Source organism: Arcobacter arenosus (assembly GCF_005771535.1).
Classification (GTDB): domain Bacteria; phylum Campylobacterota; class Campylobacteria; order Campylobacterales; family Arcobacteraceae; genus Halarcobacter; species Halarcobacter arenosus.
Genome location: NZ_VANU01000002.1, coordinates 509810 through 533836, shown reverse-complemented (window position 1 = coordinate 533836; position 24027 = coordinate 509810). Strand labels below are relative to the sequence as shown.

Genomic DNA, 24027 nt, shown 5'->3' with positions numbered 1-24027 from the left:
ACCAACAACATCAACTAGAATGGATAAATTTACTAAAGACATGATGGAGATTGGAATCATGGGTATGATTGGTAAGGCTGAAAGAAAACAACCAACAATTGATTTAATCAAAGAGTATAAATCAATGTATTTAATTGCTACAGGTGGAGCTGCTTATTTAATTTCTCAATCTATTAAAGGTGCTAAAACTTTAGCATTTGAAGAGATGGGAATGGAAGCTATTTACGAGTTTGAAGTAAAAGATATGCCTGTTACTGTTGCAGTTGATACAGAGGGTAATTCTATTCATACAACTGGGCCACAAAAGTGGAAACAAATATAATCTAAAAGATTAAAAGATTTTCTTAAGACACATCCCAAAAAACAAGGAGGTGATAAAAAGAAAATAAAAATATACCCCCCCCTATTGATTTTAATACAGCCTTGGAATACTCTCTCTTTCCAAGGCTACTTTTAAAAAAGCTAAAAACTATATTTTAATCTAAGCCAAAAATTTTCGTCTACAAGCTTTTTCCCATACTCACTTATATCATTCCCTATATTTTTTGAAATTGAAAAATCAATATCTAAATTTTTAATTCCTGAATATAAAATTCCAACTTTATTTTGATGAGATTTATCATTTATATTAAAAATATTTTTATAGTAAAGACTAGTATATAAAATATCTAATGGTTCTTTTTGAGTAAAAGAATTTACAAAATATTTTTTATCCCAAAAAGCTGTACTATTACTTTGAATTTCATTTTGATAATAAAATTCACTAAGAATTGTTAATTCAGATTCAGTCAAATATTTTAATCCAAGCAGATACGAATAATATCCATCATCAAATATTCCATACTCCCCATGTATTTCAAAATTTGATTGAATATTAGTTGAAAAATCAAATCCAAACTTATCTTCATTATCATTGTTATATAGATAAACCAAATCTATATCTACATCATTATAAAGAAAATATGTTTTAAAAGCTAAAATATCTGAATCATTTTCATTATAAAAGTAATCATTGATATCTTTTGTTACTTTTAAATAAACTGCATCAAAAGATATATTTTTTAAACTACCATCTAAAACTTTATTATATTGATAATTTATTTGAGTAAAACCTTCTCTTGCTCCCTCAGGATCATTTGGGTCTTTTTTTCTATCAATAAAAGCAATAGGATTTATATAATACCCTTTACCCCATTTTGGAGTTTTTTTACCTAAATAAATCTGATGATTTTCATTATATTTATAATTAATAAATCCCTGACTTATAATAGTTTGAAACTCTTCATTTTGGTCTATATTCTCATAGTTTGATAATAAATCCAAATTAAAAGTGTACTTATCTAGAAAATATTTATAGTTAAAAAAAAGTTCTGTAAAATAGCTATTTTGTGAATTTTTATTTTTACTTGGATATAAAGGAGAGTTTTTATTTAAAGTTTGATATTTATATTCACCCTCAATATATCCACTATATTCATAGGATTTAGTTTCTATTGTTTCAAGTTCATCAAAACTAAACTCATAATCATTAGCGAAAACAAGTGTTGAAACTAAAACCCAAAATAGAAAAACTCTTTTCATTATCTATCTTCTTAGATTTTCAACTTTTGATAAGTTATCTAAAGTAAATGCTTCATCACTAAACTCTTTTGGTTCAATTTTTCCATAAACCATAATTGAAGTATAACCTTTATAAAGTGGACTTTTTGTTTCCATTACAGCTGGTCTAACTATTCCATTTCCAAAATCTTTTATATCTTTATAGTATAAAGTTTTTATCAACATTCCTGTAGAAGCATAGCACTCTATCTCTTTTGGAGTCATTGTTTTTTTATCTATTTTCATTAATAATTTATCATAGGCAACAGTATCTGTTTTAGCTTTTGTTTCAACTAAGATTTCATTATCATTATCTTTTTGAGAGACTATATCATATTCTGTTGCAAAATCTAATCTCATAATATCTGAGTTATTAAAAACACCACCTATAACACTTTGCATTGAAGTGATTCTAATTGCTCTTCCAACATCTGGAAGATAAAGCCACATATTATCATCAACTCTTAAAGTTGTTCTTCCTTTTTCAGACTCTGGTTTTAAAAAAGCAGATACCATTTTATTACTGCCTTTTCTTGCTTGATAAAGTAAAAACTCTTTTTTTGTTCCATCTGGTTCTATATTTACTAATTTTTTGTAGCTTTCACTACTTCCAGGTGCCATTTTTTCATCAACTTGTTCAAGTATATTTTGAGCAAGGATATTAATTGAAAATATTGAACTTAAAAATAAAGATGTAATTAATAATTTTTTCATAATCTATTCCTAATTTGTTCTAAGTGCTTCAACTGGGTCTAGTTTAGAAGCTTTTATTGCTGGACTAATTGAAGCTATTAATGAAATAACTATAACAATAAGACCAACTACAACGATATCACTAAAATTTAATATTGGCTTGAGTATTAAATCACTTTCTCTACCAAAACTATATGTAATTTGTGCCATATCAAGACCTAGGACAATCAAAAATGAAATTATCCCACCAAGAACTGCTCCAAGAATCCCAAGAAGTAAACCTTCAGTTAAAAAAAGTTTCACAATAGTTTTTGGTGGTGTTCCCATAGCTGAAATTGTTCCTATCTCTTTTATTCTTTCATATACACTCATAATCATCACATTTAAAATAGAGATTAAAACAATTGATATTAATATTATTTGAATAGCTATATTCATAATATCAAGCATTTTTATAATATTGTAAAATGGGCTTAATTGTTGCCAAGTATGTATTTCAAAAGCTGGTTTACCACTTTGATTTAGTTTTTCTAAAATAGGATTTAATTCTTTAACTGCCTCTTTTAATTTATTGTTATCTTTTAGCCTAACTAAAATTTCACTTACCTCAACATCATTAATTCTTAATATTTTTTTAGCATCATCTAAATGTATATATCCATCTCTACCTCCAGGGCCACTGATTCTTTCAACCATACCTGATACTTTTAAATTGATACCATTTACACTTCCCTTTTTATTATTTGCAACAAGAACAATAGGATCGCCATTTTTTACCTTCATTCCTTTTGCAATAAGATCAGGTACAATGATTTCACCTTTTTGTAATCCTTTAAAACCTACTAATCTATCTTTTAGTGCAGGCAATGTTGCAAACTCCATTTTTGGATCAATAGCATTTAATCTTATATTTGTAGTACTTTCAAAATTTGAAAAAGTTCCACCAAATTTTATTCTATAAGAATAACTTTCGATATATTTACTTTCATTTAAATACTTTTCTATAAAATTTAATGCCTTTTCATTTAAATTTTTATCTAAAGGCAGATTTTCAACACTTGCAACAAATCCTTTTTTATGTATTTGAATATGTCCCATTGAAGAATCAGTAATTTGTCCAATCATATAAGATTTAAAACTTCCAGAAAGTGCTATATATACAAGTACAAATATTACTCCAAGAGTAATAAGACTTGATGTTAATAGTGTTCGTCTATGGTTTCTTTTTAGGTTTCTATATGATATTTTTAGTATATTATTCATGTTGGCCTCTTTTAGTATAAACATCTTCAACGATATTTCCATCAACTAAAGTGATTAATCTATCAACATTTTCAACAATCTTTTCATCATGAGTTGCAAATACAAAAGTTGTATTATGTTCTTTTTGAATCTTTTTCATCAATTCAATAATCATATGAGCAGTTTTACTATCTAAATTTGCTGTTGGTTCATCTGCAAAAACAATTTTAGGGTTTGTTACAAGAGCCCTTGCAATAGCTACTCTTTGCATTTGACCACCAGAAATTTTATCTGGCGTTTTATCCTTATGCTCAAACATTCCTACTTCTTTTAATAGCTTTTCAACTCTAAGCTTTCTTTCTTCTTCTGCTAAATTTTGAATCATAATTAAAGGATATTCAATATTTTCATAAACAGTAAGTACAGGGATAAGATTAAAGCTTTGAAATATAAAACCTATATGTTCACCTCTAAAATTAGCTAATTGAGTTTTATTTAATTTAGTAATATCCTGAGAATTTATTTCTATATCTCCAAAAGTTGGAGTATCTAAACAACCAAGCATATTTAGAACTGTAGATTTTCCACTTCCACTTGGACCAATAAATGAGATAAACTCACCTTCATTTATAGAAATTGATAAGTTATCAATTACAGTAAGGTCTAATTCACCGACTCTATAGACCTTTTTAAGATTATTTGCTTTAATCATAAAGAACCTCCAAATATATAAAAGAATTATATATTTAGATTATTAATATATTATTAATACAACTAATAATAGAAAAAGAATTTAAGCTTTTTATTTCAATTGAATTTTCGTTAGTGTATATACTTTATATATATGAAACATTTTTATTTAAAGAATACCCTAAACCTTTTACAATAGTGATTGCATCTTCAGGAAGTTTTTTCCTTAATCTTTTAATCATTGCTCGAATATTTATTAAATTGGTTTCTTCACCTTCCCAAACATATTCTTCAATAACTTCATATGTTGCCAAACGGTGTAAATCATTTGAAAAAAGTTCTATAAAAAGTATCTCTTTTTTAGTAAGTTCTAACTCAACGCCATTTTTATATAAAACTCTATTTTTAAAATCAAATTTAAATTCTTCGTCAAATTTTAAAAACTGCTCTTGTAAAACACAAAGTTTTTTAACCTTTTGAACAAGTTCTAAAATATAAAATGGTTTTTTTAAATAATCATCACATCCAAAAGAGTATGATTTTTCAATTTTCTCTAAATCATGATTTGCACTAATTATAATAACTGGTGTATCAGGATGATTCATTCTAATATATTCTAAAATTGAGATACCATCCAAATTTGGTACATTTATATCTAAAATAAAACAACCATAGCCATTTTCTACTGCATCTGCTGCATCATCACCATCATAAAAACAATCAACTTTATACCCCTCAGCTGTAAGTGCTTTATCCATAACACTTGACAAACTCTTATTATCTTCTAAAACTAATATTTTCATATACTTTGATCCAATCTTATTGTAAACATTGCCCCATTTTCAACATTTTTTACAGAAATGCTTCCACCCATTTTATCTTCAATGATAACCTTACTCATATATAGTCCAATTCCATGGCCATTCTCTTTTGTAGTAAAGTATGGATTGAAAATATCATTTATTGATTTTTCATCAATACCACCTGCATTATCTTTTATTGTGATTACTAAATATTTATTTTCATTAAAAAGTTTTATTTCAATATTTCTGTTTTTATAATCATTTTTTTCCAAAAGAGCGTCTTTTGCATTATTAACTATATTTAAAAAAGATTGCATAATCTCATTTTTATATCCAAAAACATTTAACTTTGTATCATCTTTTACATCGATATTGATTTTAATATTATTGTATTTTATATTATGATTTATGATTTCTAAAACAGATTTTACAGCATCATAAATGTTAAATTCTTTCTTTTTATTAGAAGGCATGATAAATTTTTGGAAATCATTAATAGTATTTGTCATATATGTAACTTGATTCATAATATCTTTTACAAAACTTTCATCCTCTTTTTCATTTTTATTACAACCATCACATTTTCTTGTATAAAAAAGTTCTTGTGCAATTGCCGTAATCTCTATAAGAGGAGATTTCCATTGGTGGGCAATAGATGAAAATACTTCACCAATTTCTGCTAATTTACTTTGTTGAATTACAAATTGTCTATTTCTTTGTTTTTCCATTGCAACTTCTCTCTCTTTAGTTACATCAGTAAAAATTGTAACAGTACCTTCTGTTTTAGACTTTTTATCTTCAAATTTTTCCTGCTTTAAAAGATAAAATTTCTTTTCTCCACTTAAATCATAAAACTTAAATTCATAGTTTTCTTTTTTATTTTGTTTATATTTTTCTAAAACATCTATTATAAGTAAAACATTTGGATTAGAAGAAAAGTCTTCAAGTTTTTTTCCATATATTTCATCACATCCATATATTTGATCACATTTGAGTTTTAATAAAGAACAAAACTGTGAATTTGAATCTACAATAAAACCCTTTTCATCCTGCCAAAAGATGGGACTATCAATTGCATTTAATAAAACTGCATCAAAATCAATTCTTTGTCTTAACTCTTTTTCTGTTTGTTTTCTCTTATATATATTATGAATAAGTCCTAAAATAAGGAACAATAATAAGGGGATAAGTTTAAATACAACCTCAATGAAACCTCTATTTTTATCATAAAAAGTCTCCCTTTTATTTACAATTTCATAATCTACATCTAAAACACTTACGGGAAGAATAAATTGTTCTAGTTTTTTTGAATCAAATACATAATTTAAATCTTTGAATATAATAACCTTATGCTCCTTGCCATATAAAATATCAAGTGCCATTTCCCCAGAAGCTTTACCAAATCTATATAAATCTACAATCCTACCACCAACTGCACCTTTTTTTATAAATATAGAATCTGTTATAAAAATAGGGATTTTTGAATTATCAATAAAGTTTTCTATTTCTCTATTATTATTTAATTTCCCATCTTTATTTTTATAAAATCGTATAAATAAGGCTGCACTATTTTCATCTTCAACTTGGAATTTTTCTTTTAAACTTTCTAAATCATCCTCTTTTAAATAAATTAATTCATAATCACCATCAAAGTCTTCAAAAAGTTCTTGTATTAAAGGTTCAGTATGTAAGGCATTTTCACTTTTATCATTTATAATATAAAGTTTTTGAAGGTTTGGTATTAATCTTTTTATAACTTTTACATTAGATTTTAAATCTCTTCTTTCTAATAAAGCTGAAACCTTATCTTTAACACCATATTTTATTGCTTTTTCTTCATAAAAGTTTTCGATACCAACAGCTAAAACTGGCTTATCTTTAAAAAATTTTTCATGAACATCTAAAACAAAATCGTATGCAAATCTATCAATTGCTACAATTAAATCATATTCTCTATTTTTTAATTGAACGCTATATAGTTTTTCAAGATTTGAAAAATACTCTTTTGAAGTAACCCTTTTTGAGTCCATATATAAAGTATTAATATCTATATTTGTATAAGGATAAACTACTTCTTCAATCCCTTTTACAATACTATCACTAAATTCATAACCTTTGTGATAGGAGTTTATAATAAGAATCTTACTATTAGCAAATAGAAAAATTGGAAAGATTAGTAAAAAAATTAATTTCTTCATATTGAAAATATTATAGTAGAAATTTAATAAAAAAAAGGTGCCAATTTCTTGACACCTTTTTTCGTAGTTATTTCTTCAGATTAAAGGATAACAAATCCTAATCCTACTAAAGCAAGTAAATAGATACCACCAAAGATTGCTCCTAAGAACCACCATTTTGCTTGTGATATATACCCTGCACCATACCAAATTGGAGAAGGTCCTGTACCATACGGAGTGATAATTCCCATTAATCCTAATGAACCAACTAAAAGAATTGATAATGGTTGAATCATCTCTTGAGGTAAAAGATTTACAGCAACCCCTAAAAATAGTGGTAATAATGCCACTGTATGAGCTGTAACACTTGCAAAAAAGTAATGGAATAAGAAGAATAGAATTACAAGTAAAATTGCAATTGTAACTGGATCCATTCCAACTAATCCTCCAGAGATTAACCCTGCTGCCCATTTTAAGAATCCAACTTGTTTTAAACCAGCTGCCATAGCAACTAAAGTTGCAAACCAAATGAAAACATCAAAGGCACCTTTATTAGTGATAACATCTTCCCATGTAATTACATTTGAAAGAACAAGTAAACATAATACTGCAATAGCCGCTGTTGTACTGTTTACACCAATTTGTTTACCAAAAATCCACATAACTAATGCTAAGATACCAAAGCAAAGCATTAAAATCTCTTTTTTAGTAATTCCACCCATTTTTTGTAACTCTGATGCTGCCCATGCTGGCGCTTCAGGTGAAGTTTTTTGTTCTGGTGGATAAACAATATATGCTAACAATGGAACTAATAAGAACAATGGAACCATAATTACAGCTAGTGTACTAAACCATGTTCCCCACTCAATTGCAACATTTACATTTTTTTGCACTAAAGATACTGCAAGTAAGTTTGGAGCAAGAGCTGTCAAGAACATAGAACTTGTAACAGTTGTTGCTGCAATAGCTACCCAAGAAATATATGAACCAATTTTTCTAGGCTCATTATCTGGTAATGAATTAAACATTTGCGGAATATTAATAGCAATTGGGAAAATTGTCCCTGCACTTCTTGCTGTATTTGAAGGCATAAATGGTGCTAAAATACCATCTGCAAATGCTACTGCATATCCTAAACCTAATGATGTTTTACCTAATTTTTTAACAAGCATAAGTGAAATTCTTTTTCCAAGTCCTGATTTTTTATAACCAAGAGCAAACATAAATGCTGCAAAAATTAACCAAATAACTCCATTTGAAAATCCACTTAAAGCCCATTTAATTGATTCTTTTGAATTACCAACTAAACCAAATGCTGCACAAAATGCAACTCCTGTTAAACCAATTAGTGCTGGTGGAATTGGCTCCAAAATTAAACCTACAATTACTCCTAAAAACACTGCGAAGAAATAGTGTGCGTTAACAGCTAAACCTTCTGGTGTAGGTAGAAGCGCAACAATTACGGCTACTAAAATTGGTATAGCCATTTTTACTGTATTGCTCATAACATATCCTTTCATTAATGTTCTTTTTTTATACTGAAATTTTAAAACTCTAATGTGACATTAGTGTGGCTTTTTTAATATTTAGTGTAATTTTGTAGTTTAATTGTAAATTTTAAGTTAAAAAAAAGGATAGCTAGTGCTATCCTTTCAATAATTTTTTAGATATATTCAATATATTTTATATTAATGAGTTGATTTTATCTGAGAAAGCTTGTTTAGATTGTGCACCAATCAATTGGTCTACAACTTCACCATTTTTCATAAATAATATTGTAGGAACTGATCTTACACCATATTTAACTGTTAAGTCTTGTTGTTCATCTGAATTTACTTTACAAATTTTAGCTTTACCTTCAAACTCTTCAGCCAATTGATCAATAATTGGAGCTAGCATTCTACAAGGTCCACACCATGGAGCCCAAAAATCTACCATTGCTACACCTGATTTTGTAGTTTCTTCAAAATTTTCTTCTGTTAAATCTATATATTTTGCTGACATTTTATTTTTCCTTTTTATTTGTTGTCTTTGATTTATGGAAAAATTTTATCATTTAATAAATAATATCCATATTAAAAAGTAAATAAAAAAAGCAAGACTAAGTCTTGCTTAAGTTTTTTGATTTTATTTAACTATTATAAAAATGAGTTAATTTTATCAGCGAATGCTTGTTTAGATGCAGCACCAACCATTTGATCAACTATCTCCCCATCTTTAACAAAGATAATAGTTGGAATAGATCTAATTCCATATTTAACAGCTAAATCTTGTTGCTCATCTGTATTTACTTTACAAATGTTAGCTTTACCTTCAAACTCTTCAGCTAACTCTTCAATAATTGGAGCAACCATTCTACAAGGTCCACACCATGGAGCCCAGAAATCTACCATTGATACACCAGAGTTAGTAACTTCTTCAAAGTTTTCAGGAGTTAAATCTATATATTTACCCATTTTAAATTCCTTTATTTATGTATTTTTTATGTAAAAGTGTTAAATTATACTCTTTAAAACTTAAATCAACTTGTATAAAGCTCCACTAATCTTTCATAAATAATATTTTGGTTACAATAGGCGCAAATTATTATGTTAGTAAAAACTAATTAAATGGACAGAATAAATGGATATAAGAAAAGAGTATTTAGAATTTTTTAAAGGCAAAGGCCATGAGATTATCTCATCTATGCCTTTAGTTCCGGACGATCCTACATTAATGTTTACAAATGCAGGTATGGTTCAATTTAAAGATATATTTACAGGTGCAGTGCCAAAACCTAAAAATCCAACTGCAACATCGTGTCAACTTTGTGTTAGAGCTGGTGGAAAACACAATGACTTAGAAAATGTTGGTTATACAGCGCGTCACCATACACTATTTGAGATGTTAGGTAATTTTTCTTTTGGGGATTACTTTAAAGAGGATGCAATTGCCTATGCATGGGAATTTGTTACAGTAAATTTAGAATTACCTGTTGAAAAACTTTGGGTAACAGTTCATGATAGTGATGATGAAGCTTTTGATATATGGTCTAAACATATTGATTCTAGTAGAATTTTAAGATTTGGAGATAAAGACAATTTCTGGTCTATGGGAGATACAGGTCCATGTGGTCCATGTTCTGAAATCTTTTATGACCAAGGTGAAGAAAACTTCAATGGCCCAGAGGATAAAATGGGTGGAGATGGTGACAGATTCCTAGAGATTTGGAACTTAGTATTTATGCAATATGAACAAAGTAGTGATGGAACAAGAACTCCTCTTCCTAAACCTTCAATTGATACGGGAATGGGATTAGAAAGAGTTATGGCGATTAAAGAGGGAGTTTTAAACAACTTTGATTCTTCAAATTTCCAACCAATTATTAAAAAACTTGAAAGTTTAGCTGGCAAAACTGCAACAAAAGAGAATATAGGTTCATATAGAGTAATTGCTGATCACCTAAGAGCAAATGCCTTTATGCTTTCACAAGGAATTTTATTTGGAAACGAAGGAAGACCTTATGTAAATAGAAGAATTATGAGAAGAGCAGTTAGACATGGATATCTTTTAGGATTTAGAAAACCATTTATGGCTGAACTTTACGATAGTTTATGTGATATTATGGGACATCATTACAGTGAATTAGTTGAACAAAAAGAGTATGTAAAAGAGCAAATGACTTTAGAAGAAGAAAGATTCTTTAAAACAATTGATTCTGGGATGACACTATTTAATGAAGAATTAGAAAATACAAAAGATTTATTTTCAGGTGAAATTGCATTTAAATTATATGATGAAAAAGGTTTCCCTTTAGACTTAACTCAAGATATGTTAAGGGATAAAAATATTGAAGTTGATGTTGAAAAATTTGATGCACTTATGGCAGAGCAAAAGAAAAAAGCAAAAGCTGCATGGAAAGGTAGTGGAGATGCTGCATTAGAAGGTGATTTTAAAACATTACTTGAAAAATATGGTGTAAATGAATTTGTGGGATATGATAATGTTTCATACAAAAGTAAAATAGTTACATTATTAGATGAAAATTTTAATGAGGTATCAAAACTAACAAAAGGTCAAACTGGTTGGGTGATGCTTGACAAAACTCCATTTTATGCAACAAGTGGTGGTCAATCAGGTGATATTGGAGCATTAGAAGATAATAGACATATTGCTATTGTTGAAGATACACAAAAATTTCATGGTATAAACCTTTCAAAAGTAAAAGTAGAAAGTTCAGATTTAAATATTAATGAAAATGTTGATGCCGTTGTTGTAAATAGATACGAAATAGCTAAACATCATAGTGCAACTCACCTTTTACAAAGTGCTTTAAAAATGGTATTAGGTGACACAGTATCACAAGCAGGTTCACTTAATGATGCTTCAAGATTAAGATTTGACTTTACATATCCAAAAGCTATGACACAAGAACAAATTGAAGAGGTTGAAGATTTAGTAAACTCTATGATTGCAAGAGGTTTAAGTGGTGATGTTGAAGAATTACCTATAGATGAAGCTAAACAAAAAGGTGCAATTGCTATGTTTGGTGAAAAATATGGTGATGTAGTTAGGGTTGTTAGCTTTGGAGATGTATCTGTTGAATTTTGTGGGGGAACACATGTAAAAAATGCCCATGATATAGGAAGTTTTTATATTACAAAAGAATCAGGTGTATCTGCTGGAGTGAGAAGAATAGAAGCAGTATGTGGATTAGCTGCTACAGCATATACAAAAGATGCTATTTCAACTTTAAATGAAGTTATTTCTGAAGTTAAAAATAAAGATGCCGTTTTAGGAATTAAAAAACTTAAAGAACAAATCAAAGAACTTAAAAAAGAGCTTGAAGAGGCTCAAAGCCAAAGTGCCTCACCTATTAATGAAGAGATGGTGGGAGACACAAAAGTTGTTGTTGATATAGTTAAAAATGGTGACATTAAAAAACTAGTTGATGATTACAAAAATGGAAATGAAAAAGTTGCAATCTTACTAATTCAACCAAAAGGTGAAAAAGTTATGTTAGTTGCAGGGTCTAAAAACACAGCTGTAAAAGCTGGTGATTGGATTAAAGCAATTGCTCCTATTGTTGGTGGAGGTGGAGGTGGAAGACCTGATTTCGCACAAGCTGGGGGTAAAGATGTATCTAAAATTGAAGAAGCTAAAGAAGCAGCTAAAAAATTTGTGATGGATAATTTATAATATGGAATCATTGTTTGCAAACTTTTCTGGAGTAATTGTATTTTTACATGTAATTTCTGCAGTAATTTGGGTAGGTGGAATGATAGCAATTAGATTTGCAGTTCACTACTCAATGCAAGAGATAAATGACCCAAAAATAAAATTAGGAAGAACCTTAGAATCTTTAAGAAGATTTTTTAATATGGTTATTCCTTCAATTATAATTTTACTTCTTACTGCAATAATTATGATTATTGCTTTAGGATTTAAAGGAACACCTCTATATAGTTTTGTTATTGCAAAAGAGGTGATTTGGACAATTATGACAATTGTCTTTATAATAGTTTTTATAAAAAGAAAACAAGCACAAAAAGCTTTTGATGAAGGCGCATTAGCAAATGCAAAAGAAAAATTACTTCCAATAGCAAATTACCTAATCCCTATAAATATAGTTTTAGGTGTTATAGCAATTTTTCTAGGAGTTACATTAAGAGGATTTTAAACCTCTTAGTCACTCAAATAATACTCAACCGTAGAAACAACTCTAACTGTTTTTATATAAGGGGTGTTTTTATCCCTATCAAAAATCGAAAACTGACCTTGTCTAGCTTTTCTGATTTTTCCTAATTTACTATTGGAATCCTTAGCAAATTTCAAAGCAACCTCTCTAGCTTTTTTTGTTGACTCTTCAATCATTTGAGGTTTTACTTCATTTAATCTAGTAAAAATATACTCAATTCTAGTATCATAATCATTTATTTTAAAGACAATCCCTTTTTTATTTAGTTTTGTTAACTTAGAGATAGCCTCTCGAATCTTAGTTACATCTTTTGAATAAATATTTATAGTTCTTGTTCCTAAATATCTATACTGATAATTTTTGTTTCCATAATCATTTGCTAATTTATCTGTAATTGATGGTGGTTGAATAGTTATCTCTTTATCTGAAATATTATTCTCTTTCAAAAACTTTAAAATTATAGAAGTATAGTTTTCTATTTTTTCATTTAAATCTAGAAGGTTTGCATCAGGAGTTACAAATTTAATTGGCCATAAAACAACATCAGCACTATATTGTTTTTGGGATAATCCTTTTACTGTAACAGTTCTGTCAAATTGCTTATAGTTAATGACACTTGTAGAAATAAAATAACCTAAGGAAAAAAGTCCTAAAAATATTGCTATACCCAATATTAACATTGGTTTTATACTACTTTGCATATATATCCTTTTTAGTTATATATTAAATTATAACAAATATACTAAAAATTTAAGTGAGATTCAATTAAAATAAAGAAAAAACCTAGGTATCAATATGAATCTTATAAAAACTCTTATGACTATATTATTTATTCTTTTAACTTTTCAAGCTTGTAGTTCAAAAAATAATTATAGAAGTGAAAGTTTTAACCACAACAAATCTTTTCCAAATAAATCCACTGAAACTACAAAAGAAGACTTACTTTATGAAAACCTAAAGGCTCAATATATTGACTGGAAAGGTGTTAAGTATAAATATGGTGGCTATTCAAAAAATGGGATTGATTGCTCTGCCTTTGTGCAAAGGACATTTAAAGACAAACTAAATATTCAAATTCCTAGAACTACTGCTTTACAATCTGAATTTGGAGAAGAAGTTTCAATAGAAGATTTAAAAATGGGAGATTTAGTTTTTTTTAAAACAGGCTTCAAAGTAAGACATGTGGGAATCTACCTTGAAGGTGGTAAATTCTTACACGCTTCTACCAAAAAGGGTGTAACGATTTCAAGACTCGATAATCCTTATTATGAAAAACATTTTTGGAAAGTTATAAGAGTTTTAGATTAAAAACCACCATACAAAGCTAATACAATAGGTATATAAACTACTGAAATTAAAGTTGATAAAAGTACTGTAAATGATGCTTTTTCTGGTTTTGCTTTTAATAAAACTGCTAAAGTAACCGTATTACCTGCAAGTGGTACTATTGAAAATAAAAACATAACTTTATAAATCTCTTCATTTAAAAAATGAATAAAACTCTTATCAATAAAAATTATTGCCAATACAACTGCAGGCCAAAAAATAAACTTGTAAAAATATGCTATTTTTATATACTTTTTATCAAAATCCTCATGAAGATTAAAGCCTTTCATCCCCATCCCTAGCATCATCATACCTAAAAGTCCATATGCCCATTTTAAATTTTCAAAATAAGGTACTATAAATTCAGGTGTTCTAAAACCAACAAGGTTAAAACAAAGTCCAGCAATAAAAGCATATAACAATGGTAATTTAAGAATTTTAAGTATAGATTGTCTAGCTGTAAAACTACCCTTTGCCGTAACATAAAAACCTGTAGTATTTTCATATAAAAGGGAAGCTAAAGTTCCAAAAATAAATATATTTGCAGCACTTGGCTCAAGTAAAATCATAGCAAGGGGAATACCAAAATATCCTGTGTTCCCTGTACCACAAGTAAAAGCAAGAGTATTTACACTAGGATCTTTCCAGGTATCTTTATATTTGTGTAAAATAAAAAAGGCTATTGAACTTCCAAAAAGAAAAATAAAAACTGGTAAGAAAACAAGCTGGATATTAATCTCAATAGATAAAACTGCAAAAAAGATTACTACGGGACCAAGTATATAAACAAGTAAAAAAGCTATTTGTTCCCTTTTAATTTTAAAATATTTTGTAAAGATATAACCTGCTGCAATTGTTAAATACAAAGGAAATATTTTTCCTAGTATTATAAAAAGTATGTTCATTAAATTCCTAAATATTTAGCTAGTATATTTAAGATTATAACACACACAAAGTACATTTTGATGGTATAAGGAAGGTTAATTTTAAAAATATCCCAGGCAATCAATTTATATCTTGACTGAATAGTCAAATTAAGCCCGCTAAATGGGGAGGTTGATACTGCAATTGACCAAGACATTAGAAATGTTACTGCAAGTAACGTATGGTTTAACTCATTTATCCAATTTCCTATAATGGCTATTGTAATAATTGGATGGATTCCCATAAAAGATAAAAGAATAAATACTAAAAGTAGAATCGATGCACCCATTCCATCAAATTTTTCCAAAGGAAAATCAATATTTAAACCAACAATAATTGAACTTATACTAACTCCAAATAAACCCGCTACTAAAAAAAGCGAAAGTTCATTTTTCATATTTGGAAGTTCTGTTTTAATGTGAGTATCCAACAGTTTAAAAGAGTTTTTTAATCCCTCTTTAAGTGGTAAAATCAATATTGTTAGAAGCAAAGAAAAAACAGCAATAAGTAATATTACTTTTAGATTTGGAAAATAATGGTTTGTTATCAAAACAAATAATGCTAATAAAAAAGGTATATACAAAGATTCAAAATTTATAGGATAACCTTGGAAATCTTTAAAATCATATTTTACTAAAACCTCTAAATAAGTTATAACAAAAGCAATAATTGCCAAAAAAATCCCTAAAGGAAGTATTGTTGAAGCTTTTAAATTTGGAGCATAAGTTAATGCAGCAGCAAAAGCAACAAAAAAAGGTGACCAAAAAGCATCGGAAGAAAAAGCACGACTAAGAACTAAAACTTGCAATTTTGTTAATGAAGCTTTTTTATAAAGTTTATCAGCAACTAAAATAAAAGAAGATAAGTTTATAACAGACCCAAAAAGATGAACCCCAAAATATGTTTTTAAAAAAGAGTTTTTACCCCTAGGTAAATCTTTTATTTTTGTTTCCTTTGGACTTGCAATAAGCCTTAAAAAACCAACGCCTATTAAAAGTACTAATAAGTATTGATTAACCAAAATAGCCCTTTTAAAATCAATATCAAAACCATTTAAAAAGCTAAAAATAAAACTTATCATAGATAAAACCAAAAGGGAAACTAATAATTTCTTATTTGAAGTTTTACTAAACAATAAAAATAAAGCAAACCAAGCTAAAATTCCAGATAAAATATATAATTCAGGATAAAAAAAATAGCTAAAAACGGTTATTAAAAAAGATAGAAATATTAAAAAGCCAGATATTATATTGATTTTTTGCATTGGTGATTATATCCTATTTTCAATGAAAATATAAAAGTTAATATTTTATAACTTTTTAGTATACTTCAAATAAAAAAAGGTAATTAAGTTTTGATTCGACTAGGTTCAAATTCTCCTACAAGAGCACTAATTTTAAAAACTCACAATATTGATTTTATACAAAATGGAGGAGACTTTGATGAAGATACAATCAAAACTACAAACCCAAAATCTTTTGTATATGAAGCAACACTAGGAAAATATAAAGAGCTGTTTTCTAAATATGGCTGTGAGGATATGCCATTATTAGTTGCAGATTCTGTTGTAACTTCACAAGGTGAACTTTTAAGAAAAGCAAAAGATGAAAACGATGCAAGAAGAATGCTTGAACTTCAAAGTGGAAGTGAAACCTCTGTTATTACTTGTATGATTTTTAAGTCACAAAAAAAAGAGATTATTGATATTTCAATTACAACTTATATTTTTGAAAAATTTGATAAAAATCATATAGAAGAATATATCAAATCTGGCGAATGTTTTGGAAAAGCAGGAGCTATTATGGTGGAAGGTTTTTGTAAGCCCTATATTAAAAGGGTGAAAGGATATGAAAGTACTGCAATGGGACTTTGTGTTGAGAAGTTGAAAGAAGGAATACTTTGAATAATGAAATACCAATGATTTCTGTAATTTGTCCTTGTTATAATGAAGGAAAAAATTTGGAACAATTCTATAAATCTTTAAAAAAAGTACTTATTGAAACCAATAAATCTTATGAAATACTTTTTATAAACGATGGAAGTTCAGATGAAAGTTTAAATATTTTAAAGAAACTAAAATTAGAAAACTCTTCAATTAGAATTATAAACTTATCAAGAAATTTTGGTAAAGAAGCAGCACTTACAGCAGGTTTAGATAAAGCTTTAGGTGAAGCCATTATTCCAATAGATGTAGATTTCCAAGATCCACCATATCTAATTACAAAATTTATTCAAAAATGGGAAGAAGGTTATAGTGTAGTTTTAGCAAAAAGAATTGATAGAAGCAGTGATACTATCTTCAAATCTTTAAGTGCAAAACTATTTTATAAATTTCATAATAAAATTTCAGACATAAATGTACCTGAAGATGTAGGAGATTATAGACTTATTTCTAGAGAGGTTTTAAATGCAATTAAACTACTTCCTGAAAACCAAAGGTTTATGAAAGGCATTTTTTCATGGGTTGGGTTTAAGACGACTACCATTGAATACAAGAGAGAAAGTAGACATGCTGGGAAAAGTACTTTTAATGTTTGGAAACTATGGAACCTAGCACTTGAAGCAATAACTAGTTTTAGTACAGTACCTCTAAGAGTTTGGACATATATAGGTTTTTTTATTTCTTTTCTTTCTTTAAGTTATGGTTTATTTATAATTACACGAACTTTGATTTTTGGAATTGACGTACCAGGTTATGCATCATTAATTGTAGTTATTTTATTTTTAGGAGGTATTCAATTAATTGGTATTGGAGTATTAGGCGAATATATTGGAAGAATCTATTTAGAATCTAAAAATCGTCCAGTTTATATTATTGAATCGGAGCTATAATATTGTATGTTTTTTTTGTAAAAAATAAATTTTTACTAATATTACTACTTATAACTCTTTTGGGACTTTTTCTTCGTTTGTCAAATATTACAATAGGCAGTTATTGGCTAGATGAACTTTTTAGTGTAGCCTTTAGTCACCCTAAAAATAGTTTTAGCCAAATGTTAACTCTAACTTTAGAAGATGTGCACCCGCCACTTTATCAAGCTTTATTATGGTTTTGGTATAAAATATTTGGCTTAAATGAATTTTCAGGAAGATCTTTTTCCTCACTAATTGGATTATTTGTAATAATAAGTTCATATTATTTATCTAAAGAATTTTTGAATAAAAAAGAGTCCCTTTTTATTTCCCTTTTAATCTCTACAAATATTTTTTTAATTTTGCTTTCTCAAGAAGTAAGATATTATCAACTTTATATGCTTTTTTCGATATTGTCATTTTTATTTTTCTATAAATACCTTATAAAAAAAGATTTTAAAAATTTAATATTTTACTGGATAAGTTCATCTTTATGGATATATACACATTATTATAGTTTTATTTTTTTAGCTTCACAACTAATTTTTCTGATTTTCTATTTAATATATTTTGAAACAAATAGAAAAAAACTCTTAAAAGATACGATAAAAACAATTATTTTTTTAATAATTATATCCTTACCTCTTATAAAATACATTTTTCTTGCCACAAAAGGAGATAAATTTTGGTGGATTGATTCACCTTCAATATTTTATTTTTTTAATTATATGGTATATTATTTCAAAATTAATATACTCAGCTTTATAATAATAGGGTTTTTATTTACTATTTATTTTATAACTTTTAATGATTTAAAAAAAGAACAAAAGCTTCAACTTTCATTTCTTCTTTTTTGGATAGTTTTAGGAATTTTTTTACCTTATTTTATAAGCTTAAGTTTTACTCCATTAGTAAATTTGAGGTACTCTGTAATATTAATATTACCGATTTATATTATTAGTTTTTATGGTCTTTCTAAGACTAATTCTACTATTAAACTTTTATTTAGTATAGTTTTTTTATTTTTTATTTTTAACCAACTATATGTATTTTCAAAAACAAAAATAATAAAACCCCAATTTAGAGAAGTACTCTTTTACATAAATAAATTTAATAAAGTTCCAATTTATGAACTTATAAAAGAAAATGGGCATAATGGACATAATATAAATCATTTTCAAGTATATTCAGATATGTTGGGGTTAAATTTAAAAATTATTGATGATTTTACATTTGAAGACCAAAAAAAGTCAGAAAATTTACCAAAATGTTTTTGGCTAATATATTCATATTATTCTCCTACATTTAAAAGTCAGGATGATATATTAAATCTTTTTGATGTTAAAGATAATCCAGATTTTAAATTAATAAAAAGAACAAAATTTGAATCAACAGAAGCTGTACTTTTTTCATATAAAAAAGAATATCCTGAGTGTAAAAACTTACTAAAAAGAGCTAAAAGTAGGAAATAAATGGAATCATTTGCATATAAAGATATTCAAAATCAAGAAAAAAATCATTGGTGGTTTAAAGCAAGAAGAGAGATTATAAGAGAAAAACTTAATAAACTCAATATTAAAAAAGATTCAACTATTCTTGAAATTGGTTGTGGTACGGGTGGTAATATTCCTATGCTAAAAAAATATGGCAAAGTTTATGCAATAGAGATGGATGATTATGCTATTGAAATTTCTTCAAAACATAATATTCAAATAAAAAAAGCCTCTTTTCCAATAGAAAACCCGTTTGAAAATAAGTTTGATTTAATTTGTATGTTTGATGTTTTAGAACATATTGAAAATGATATTGTAGCTTTAGAGCAGATAAAAAAAATGCTAACTAAAGATGGAATCTTAATAATCACTGTTCCTGCATATACTTGGCTATATAGTACTCATGATAAATTTTTACACCATAAAAGAAGATATACCCTAAGTAAGATTGAATCTCTAGTTAAAAATAAATTTGAAATATATGAAAAAACATACTTTAACACACTTTTGTTTCCTGCCATTGTTATAGCAAGATTTATAGATAAAATATATCCCAAAGAAAATTCACTTGGCTATAAAACACCCAATAAAATTGTAAACTTTATACTTTTTCAAATATTTAGATTTGAGAAGTACTTATTAAGATTAATATCATTTAAATTTGGTTCTTCAATATTCGCAAGTTTTAAAAACAAATCTTCTTAACATAAAAAAATTAAAAAACATTGCCACTAATGCAGAAATTCCCAAACTTACAATTAAATATTTTTCAAAAAAACCATTAAGATAGATTAACATCATAAAAATTCCATAGTTTAAGAAAGCTCCAATTGATTGTATAATTAAATATAAGATATATTCTTTCCTTTTAGAAAAAGCCTGATTTCTTGAAAACGTAAAAGTTCTATTTAAAAGCCATGTAACAAAAACTGCACATAAAAAAGAGATTAGTCTTGAACTTTCTATAGAAAATAAAAATAGATTAACTCCAATTACTAAGACAGATGCATCTACACAAAAGCCTATAGTGCCAATTATTCCAAATTTAATTATTTGTTTCAAATTCAATCAATCTTTGTTCAAACTCTAATTTATTTTGATAGGATATTGAATCTAAAATAATTCCTACAGCAAACAAGATAATACTTATTAACCCTAATCCAGTTGCTAAAATAGCTAATGGCACATGATAAATATATTGATATGACAACCAATCATTAATTACAGGTATTCCACTTAATAAAGATAACAACATAAAGAATAAAGCTAAAAAACTAAAAAATACAAATGGTTTAAAATATCTAAAAATCTTAAAAATCGTCACTAAAACTTTAAATCCATCATTAAAAGTATCAAGCTTAGACTCACTTCCATCAGGTCTATCTTTATAAGAGATATCTATCTCTCTTATATTAAATCTTTTATCCAAAGCATGTAGTGTCATATCAGTCTCTAGTTCAAAACCTTCCACTAAAATTGGATAATTTTTAACAAATCTTTTACTAAAACTTCTATAGCCACTCATGATATCGATGATATTTGAATTAAAAAGTTTATTTACAAGATTTTGTACTAGCTTGTTTCCAAAATTATGAAAAGCTCTTTTATTTTCTTTTTTATAGTCACCTTTAGTAATCCTATCTCCAATACACATATCGATATTTTCATTAATTATTGGATTGATTAATTCATGAACTTTTGATGCAGGATATGTCATATCTGCATCTACCATCACATAAATATCAGCATCAACTTCTTTAAAGGCTTTCCTAATAGCATTAGCTTTACCTTGTCTAAATTCATTTAATAAAATTCCATCAATACCATTATTTTTAAATGTTTCTAAAGATATTTGTTTAGTATTATCAGTAGAATTATTATTAACAACAATAATTGTAGATTCAGGAAGTTCTCTAAAAAAACTAAGAATAGTTTCTTTAATTGTTTTTTCCTCATTATATGCAGGTATTATTATTGCTATACTTTTATTCATTTTTTTACTTTAAATAAAATTTTATTTACATATATCTCATTTGGTTCAATACCTAGCTCTTTTAATTTCGTTATACTTAAAACTCTTTTTGAACGATTAAAATAATGTAAATAATAATCTGCATTTGTTGCATCAACCAAACGTTTTAACTCTTCTTCTGTTATCCCCTCAAGTTTCATCATCTTTACATAAATTTCTTTTAAATCTTTATTTTCATGATAAAACCAACCAATACTACAACTTGGGACAACTTTTATTGTTGGATTGTGATATAAACCAGAATACATATCTAAATTCATTATATTTGATAAAATAACTTTATTATTAAATCTTTTTTCTATAAAAATATTTCCCCTTTCAATAGATTCTTTGCTAGTTTGATTTGAAAACATATAACCTAAAATAAATATGCTATAAGGTAAAGCTATTATAAAAAATATTTTTTTCCCTTTTGAGTAAGAAAAAAATCTTTTAATTAAAACTTGATACTTCCTCAAATAATAAAAAACATATTTTTTTCTAGAATTAAAAATAATTGAAATTAAATATACAAATATCAAAGGTAAAAAAAGATGATAGTATCGATATTGATTCATCCATAAAATTGAAGTTATTAACAAAAATGTTGCTAGTGTATTTGATTTAAAATATTTATAATTTTTATAAATTAAAAGAAAAGAACCTATTAAAAAAATAGGTAATAGTATAAAATAGTTTAAATTTGTTAAAAAATCAAAAATTGGTCTTCCCTCTGAGACTTCTAATCCCATTCTTAATTTTTGATCAATTAAAACATTATAAACAGTATTAGTATAACCATCAAAATCATCCACAAAGAAAAATATAAAAGTTATTAAAGTTCCTAATATAGTACCAATAAATGATTTCCACTTTTGTTGTATTAAATATACTAAACCTATTGAACCAGTATATAAGAAAAACAGATAATAAAAAGGACCATAAATTATTGTTATAAATAAAGCTGGAAGAAACTTATTCCTTACTAAAAGCATTAACATTATATAGAAACCTGATAACATATCTGGTCTAACCATAACATATCTATAAGAAGTTAAAACTACAATTATGAAAACTATTATATATGTAAATGAGTCTAGTTTATATTTAACATATTCTCTTATAAATTTGTCAATTAAAATCATAAACAAAAATAAACCTAAAAAGTTTACAACTATTTGAGTTTCTTCTTTTGAGAAAAAATATAACAACTTATTTAATAAAAAATGCCAGCCAAACCATGGATCATACTCACTAAATAAAGAATGAGGAAATACATTGCCCCATGATTCCAAAATATCTTTATTAAGAGCAAAAGATATATGCCTTAATCCATCATCAAAGGCACTTACACCTAAAAACAAAGCAAAAACAATTGCACTAAAAGTGTAAATTAAATAATGTAAATAAGGTGAAAAAAAACTTTTATTTGTCATAATCGTATATTAACATATTGTTATAGAATATATTACTAAACATTTCTTAAATTCTAAAAATTATCATTTTTTATTAATTAATAATTGAAAAATATAACTACAAATAAACAATAGATCCCATAAATAAGTTACTGTATGATTACAAAAAAAATAAAAAACATTTTTTATACAATAAATAATTAATTTAAAGCTATATTTCAGTTTAAAAAAGTAATTTATGTGTTATAATTTAAAAAAATTACAGTAAGGATATAAAAAATGTTAGAATTCTTAAAAAGAAGATTAAAATCTGAAAAAGGTGCAATGGATAAAATCATTGTAACATTATTATTAGTAATTGTTGGAGTTGGAGCAGTTGTAGGTTTACAATCATGGGTTACAGGTCAAAAAGATTCTCTACAAACTTCAGCAGCAACAGTAATTACTAACGTAACATCTGATGCAAGTGGTAATAAGTAAAAGTTAGTATATATGGAAGGTTAACATAACTTTCCATATCAAATTATATATGGATAGAATACTAATAAGCTTACTACTTGTGTTATTAAGTGTTGGTGCTTTTTTTGGAATTCAAAGATGGTATGTTGATGAAGAGTCTAAAATAAGAACAAATACTACAGAGCAGGTAAATAAAGCAACAAAAAATATACAAGATAATATAAAATGATATTCTATATATCATTTTATATTTTTTCCCTACTCCTATCATATACTGATTGTACTAAATACAAAATTCCAAATATTACTATTCTCACTTTAATTATTTTCTTAATTATATTTGGTTTATTAGAAAATAAGTTAAATCTTTATTCAATAGCAATTTCATTTGCAATTTTAATTTTTTTTGTTATAATATTAATAGCTATGCCTAAAGCTATATTAGGTGGTGGAGACATAAAATATATAATGGTTGTGGCTTTATTTTTAGAGCCTATGTTATTCCCACTTTTTTTAATTATTTCTGGTATTTGTCAAACATTATTTTTACTATATTTTCAGAAGATTAAAAAACGAAGAGTAGCACCAATGGCACCAGCAATATTTTTAGCAGTAATGATAAGTCAATTAATAGATTTAATGGGGCTTTATATGAGGTAAAGGAA

General features: G+C 26.7%; 26 protein-coding genes and 1 pseudogene. 12 read left to right on the top strand and 15 right to left on the bottom strand.

Translation table 11 applies throughout. The annotated features are described in order from the left end of the window. On the top strand, positions 1 to 322 hold a 322-nt coding region (locus FDK22_RS07160), incomplete at its 5' end, for a fumarate hydratase C-terminal domain-containing protein (protein ID WP_171012937.1). A gap of 140 nt (positions 323 to 462) precedes the next feature. Here FDK22_RS07160 and FDK22_RS07155 read toward each other — a convergent pair. From FDK22_RS07155 to trxA (FDK22_RS07115), 9 genes are all read right to left on the bottom strand, one after another. Continuing rightward, entirely contained in the window at positions 463 to 1581 is a 1119-nt protein-coding gene (locus FDK22_RS07155; protein WP_138152221.1) for a hypothetical protein, read from the bottom strand. Positions 1582 to 1584: 3 nt separating this feature from the next. Further along, positions 1585 to 2313: an outer membrane lipoprotein-sorting protein gene (locus FDK22_RS07150; RefSeq protein WP_138152220.1), complete on the bottom strand. Its 729-nt coding sequence runs from the start codon at positions 2311 to 2313 to the stop codon at positions 1585 to 1587. Positions 2314 to 2322: 9 nt separating this feature from the next. Beyond that, entirely contained in the window at positions 2323 to 3555 is a 1233-nt protein-coding gene (locus FDK22_RS07145; RefSeq protein WP_138152219.1) for an ABC transporter permease, read from the bottom strand. Further along, a complete protein-coding gene (locus FDK22_RS07140; protein WP_138152218.1) occupies positions 3548 to 4246 on the bottom strand; it encodes an ABC transporter ATP-binding protein in 699 nt (232 codons plus the stop codon). The genes FDK22_RS07145 and FDK22_RS07140 overlap by 8 nt, the downstream gene beginning before the upstream one ends. A gap of 124 nt (positions 4247 to 4370) precedes the next feature. Next, entirely contained in the window at positions 4371 to 5027 is a 657-nt protein-coding gene (locus FDK22_RS07135) for a response regulator transcription factor (RefSeq protein WP_138152217.1), read from the bottom strand. Then, complete coding sequence (locus FDK22_RS07130; protein ID WP_138152216.1) at positions 5024 to 7225, bottom strand: sensor histidine kinase; 2202 nt, start codon at positions 7223 to 7225, stop codon at positions 5024 to 5026. Before FDK22_RS07130 ends, FDK22_RS07135 begins: the two co-directional genes overlap by 4 nt. Before the next feature lie 80 nt (positions 7226 to 7305). Further along, complete coding sequence (locus FDK22_RS07125; protein WP_138152215.1) at positions 7306 to 8709, bottom strand: DASS family sodium-coupled anion symporter; 1404 nt, start codon at positions 8707 to 8709, stop codon at positions 7306 to 7308. Between the two features lie 178 nt (positions 8710 to 8887). Further along, entirely contained in the window at positions 8888 to 9208 is a 321-nt protein-coding gene (gene trxA, locus FDK22_RS07120) for a thioredoxin (protein ID WP_138152214.1), read from the bottom strand. 134 nt (positions 9209 to 9342) lie between these two features. Further along, on the bottom strand, positions 9343 to 9660 hold the full coding sequence (gene trxA / locus FDK22_RS07115) for a thioredoxin (protein ID WP_138152213.1): 318 nt from the start codon (positions 9658 to 9660) through the stop codon (positions 9343 to 9345). A gap of 166 nt (positions 9661 to 9826) precedes the next feature. Between trxA (FDK22_RS07115) and alaS the strand changes: the two genes are divergently transcribed. Beyond that, entirely contained in the window at positions 9827 to 12382 is a 2556-nt protein-coding gene (gene alaS, locus FDK22_RS07110; RefSeq protein ID WP_138152212.1) for an alanine--tRNA ligase, read from the top strand. A 1-nt stretch (position 12383) separates the two neighbouring features. Further along, positions 12384 to 12863 (top strand): DUF2269 family protein, encoded by a 480-nt coding sequence (locus tag FDK22_RS07105; RefSeq protein WP_138152211.1) that lies wholly within the window; start codon positions 12384 to 12386, stop codon positions 12861 to 12863. A 5-nt stretch (positions 12864 to 12868) separates the two neighbouring features. Here FDK22_RS07105 and FDK22_RS07100 read toward each other — a convergent pair whose 3' ends face one another. Next, the gene (locus tag FDK22_RS07100; RefSeq protein ID WP_138152210.1) at positions 12869 to 13582 is read right to left on the bottom strand and encodes an SIMPL domain-containing protein; all 714 of its coding nucleotides are present in this window, start codon (positions 13580 to 13582) and stop codon (positions 12869 to 12871) included. Positions 13583 to 13676: 94 nt separating this feature from the next. On the opposite strand from FDK22_RS07100, the gene FDK22_RS07095 reads away from it, so the two are divergent. After that, positions 13677 to 14189 carry an NlpC/P60 family protein gene (locus tag FDK22_RS07095; RefSeq protein ID WP_138152209.1) on the top strand — a complete coding sequence of 171 codons (513 nt, stop codon included), beginning with the start codon at positions 13677 to 13679 and terminating at the stop codon, positions 14187 to 14189. On the opposite strand, the gene FDK22_RS07090 is transcribed toward FDK22_RS07095, so the two are convergent. Continuing rightward, positions 14186 to 15112: an AEC family transporter gene (locus FDK22_RS07090; protein ID WP_138152208.1), complete on the bottom strand. Its 927-nt coding sequence runs from the start codon at positions 15110 to 15112 to the stop codon at positions 14186 to 14188. The two genes, FDK22_RS07095 and FDK22_RS07090, sit on opposite strands and share 4 nt — an antisense overlap. Next, positions 15112 to 16395, bottom strand: a complete 1284-nt coding sequence (locus FDK22_RS07085; protein WP_138152207.1) for a tellurium resistance protein TerC — start codon at positions 16393 to 16395, stop codon at positions 15112 to 15114. The genes FDK22_RS07090 and FDK22_RS07085 overlap by 1 nt, the downstream gene beginning before the upstream one ends. A 90-nt stretch (positions 16396 to 16485) precedes the next feature. On the opposite strand from FDK22_RS07085, the gene maf reads away from it, so the two are divergent. The 5 genes and pseudogenes from maf to FDK22_RS07065 all read left to right on the top strand — a co-directional run bounded on the left by maf (position 16486) and on the right by FDK22_RS07065 (position 20182). Beyond that, positions 16486 to 17034: a septum formation inhibitor Maf gene (maf, locus tag FDK22_RS07080; protein ID WP_138152206.1), complete on the top strand. Its 549-nt coding sequence runs from the start codon at positions 16486 to 16488 to the stop codon at positions 17032 to 17034. After that, positions 17031 to 17963, top strand: coding sequence for a glycosyltransferase family 2 protein (locus tag FDK22_RS07075; protein WP_228711649.1), 933 nt, complete (start codon positions 17031 to 17033; stop codon positions 17961 to 17963). The genes maf and FDK22_RS07075 overlap by 4 nt, the downstream gene beginning before the upstream one ends. A gap of 161 nt (positions 17964 to 18124) precedes the next feature. Beyond that, a pseudogene (locus FDK22_RS15955) lies at positions 18125 to 18610 on the top strand (glycosyltransferase family 39 protein); the annotation flags it as partial. 567 nt (positions 18611 to 19177) lie between these two features. Continuing rightward, positions 19178 to 19456: a hypothetical protein gene (locus FDK22_RS15820; protein ID WP_228711648.1), complete on the top strand. Its 279-nt coding sequence runs from the start codon at positions 19178 to 19180 to the stop codon at positions 19454 to 19456. Further along, a complete protein-coding gene (locus tag FDK22_RS07065) occupies positions 19457 to 20182 on the top strand; it encodes a class I SAM-dependent methyltransferase (RefSeq protein WP_138152204.1) in 726 nt (241 codons plus the stop codon). It abuts the gene before it with no gap. Here FDK22_RS07065 and FDK22_RS07060 read toward each other — a convergent pair. Genes FDK22_RS07060 through FDK22_RS07050 form a run of 3 tightly spaced genes read right to left on the bottom strand, consistent with a single transcriptional unit; the run spans position 20147 to position 22924 of the window. Further along, the gene (locus FDK22_RS07060; RefSeq protein WP_171012936.1) at positions 20147 to 20539 is read right to left on the bottom strand and encodes a GtrA family protein; all 393 of its coding nucleotides are present in this window, start codon (positions 20537 to 20539) and stop codon (positions 20147 to 20149) included. The genes FDK22_RS07065 and FDK22_RS07060 overlap by 36 nt on opposite strands. Continuing rightward, positions 20523 to 21470 carry a glycosyltransferase family 2 protein gene (locus FDK22_RS07055; protein ID WP_138152202.1) on the bottom strand — a complete coding sequence of 316 codons (948 nt, stop codon included), beginning with the start codon at positions 21468 to 21470 and terminating at the stop codon, positions 20523 to 20525. Before FDK22_RS07055 ends, FDK22_RS07060 begins: the two co-directional genes overlap by 17 nt. Continuing rightward, positions 21467 to 22924, bottom strand: coding sequence for a hypothetical protein (locus FDK22_RS07050; protein ID WP_138152201.1), 1458 nt, complete (start codon positions 22922 to 22924; stop codon positions 21467 to 21469). The genes FDK22_RS07055 and FDK22_RS07050 overlap by 4 nt, the downstream gene beginning before the upstream one ends. Before the next feature lie 258 nt (positions 22925 to 23182). Between FDK22_RS07050 and FDK22_RS07045 the strand changes: the two genes are divergently transcribed. The 3 genes from FDK22_RS07045 to FDK22_RS07040 are packed head-to-tail and all read left to right on the top strand — an operon-like array spanning position 23183 to position 24022. Then, positions 23183 to 23383, top strand: coding sequence for a hypothetical protein (locus FDK22_RS07045; RefSeq protein ID WP_138152200.1), 201 nt, complete (start codon positions 23183 to 23185; stop codon positions 23381 to 23383). Positions 23384 to 23432: 49 nt separating this feature from the next. Then, on the top strand, positions 23433 to 23591 hold the full coding sequence (locus FDK22_RS15720; RefSeq protein WP_171012935.1) for a hypothetical protein: 159 nt from the start codon (positions 23433 to 23435) through the stop codon (positions 23589 to 23591). Continuing rightward, a complete protein-coding gene (locus FDK22_RS07040) occupies positions 23588 to 24022 on the top strand; it encodes a prepilin peptidase (protein ID WP_138152199.1) in 435 nt (144 codons plus the stop codon). The genes FDK22_RS15720 and FDK22_RS07040 overlap by 4 nt, the downstream gene beginning before the upstream one ends. Positions 24023 to 24027: the final 5 nt, after the last annotated feature.

Bases quoted from the DNA above. Each gene is read 5' to 3' on its own strand.
- FDK22_RS07055 (WP_138152202.1), bottom strand. From the start codon at position 21,470: ATGAATAAAAGTATAGCAATAATAATACCTGCATATAATGAGGAAAAA.
- FDK22_RS07140 (WP_138152218.1), bottom strand. From the start codon at position 4,246: ATGATTAAAGCAAATAATCTTAAAAAGGTCTATAGAGTCGGTGAATTA.
- FDK22_RS07045 (WP_138152200.1), top strand. From the start codon at position 23,183: ATGTTAGAATTCTTAAAAAGAAGATTAAAATCTGAAAAAGGTGCAATG.
- FDK22_RS07125 (WP_138152215.1), bottom strand. From the start codon at position 8,709: ATGAGCAATACAGTAAAAATGGCTATACCAATTTTAGTAGCCGTAATT.
- FDK22_RS07135 (WP_138152217.1), bottom strand. From the start codon at position 5,027: ATGAAAATATTAGTTTTAGAAGATAATAAGAGTTTGTCAAGTGTTATG.
- FDK22_RS07090 (WP_138152208.1), bottom strand. From the start codon at position 15,112: ATGAACATACTTTTTATAATACTAGGAAAAATATTTCCTTTGTATTTA.
- FDK22_RS07155 (WP_138152221.1), bottom strand. From the start codon at position 1,581: ATGAAAAGAGTTTTTCTATTTTGGGTTTTAGTTTCAACACTTGTTTTC.
- alaS (WP_138152212.1), top strand. From the start codon at position 9,827: ATGGATATAAGAAAAGAGTATTTAGAATTTTTTAAAGGCAAAGGCCAT.
- FDK22_RS07040 (WP_138152199.1), top strand. From the start codon at position 23,588: ATGATATTCTATATATCATTTTATATTTTTTCCCTACTCCTATCATAT.
- FDK22_RS15720 (WP_171012935.1), top strand. From the start codon at position 23,433: ATGGATAGAATACTAATAAGCTTACTACTTGTGTTATTAAGTGTTGGT.
- FDK22_RS07100 (WP_138152210.1), bottom strand. From the start codon at position 13,582: ATGCAAAGTAGTATAAAACCAATGTTAATATTGGGTATAGCAATATTT.
- FDK22_RS07105 (WP_138152211.1), top strand. From the start codon at position 12,384: ATGGAATCATTGTTTGCAAACTTTTCTGGAGTAATTGTATTTTTACAT.
- trxA (WP_138152214.1), bottom strand. From the start codon at position 9,208: ATGTCAGCAAAATATATAGATTTAACAGAAGAAAATTTTGAAGAAACT.
- FDK22_RS07130 (WP_138152216.1), bottom strand. From the start codon at position 7,225: ATGAAGAAATTAATTTTTTTACTAATCTTTCCAATTTTTCTATTTGCT.
- FDK22_RS07050 (WP_138152201.1), bottom strand. From the start codon at position 22,924: ATGACAAATAAAAGTTTTTTTTCACCTTATTTACATTATTTAATTTAC.
- FDK22_RS07085 (WP_138152207.1), bottom strand. From the start codon at position 16,395: ATGCAAAAAATCAATATAATATCTGGCTTTTTAATATTTCTATCTTTT.
- FDK22_RS07095 (WP_138152209.1), top strand. From the start codon at position 13,677: ATGAATCTTATAAAAACTCTTATGACTATATTATTTATTCTTTTAACT.
- trxA (WP_138152213.1), bottom strand. From the start codon at position 9,660: ATGGGTAAATATATAGATTTAACTCCTGAAAACTTTGAAGAAGTTACT.
- FDK22_RS07150 (WP_138152220.1), bottom strand. From the start codon at position 2,313: ATGAAAAAATTATTAATTACATCTTTATTTTTAAGTTCAATATTTTCA.
- FDK22_RS07145 (WP_138152219.1), bottom strand. From the start codon at position 3,555: ATGAATAATATACTAAAAATATCATATAGAAACCTAAAAAGAAACCAT.
- FDK22_RS15820 (WP_228711648.1), top strand. From the start codon at position 19,178: ATGTTGGGGTTAAATTTAAAAATTATTGATGATTTTACATTTGAAGAC.
- FDK22_RS07065 (WP_138152204.1), top strand. From the start codon at position 19,457: ATGGAATCATTTGCATATAAAGATATTCAAAATCAAGAAAAAAATCAT.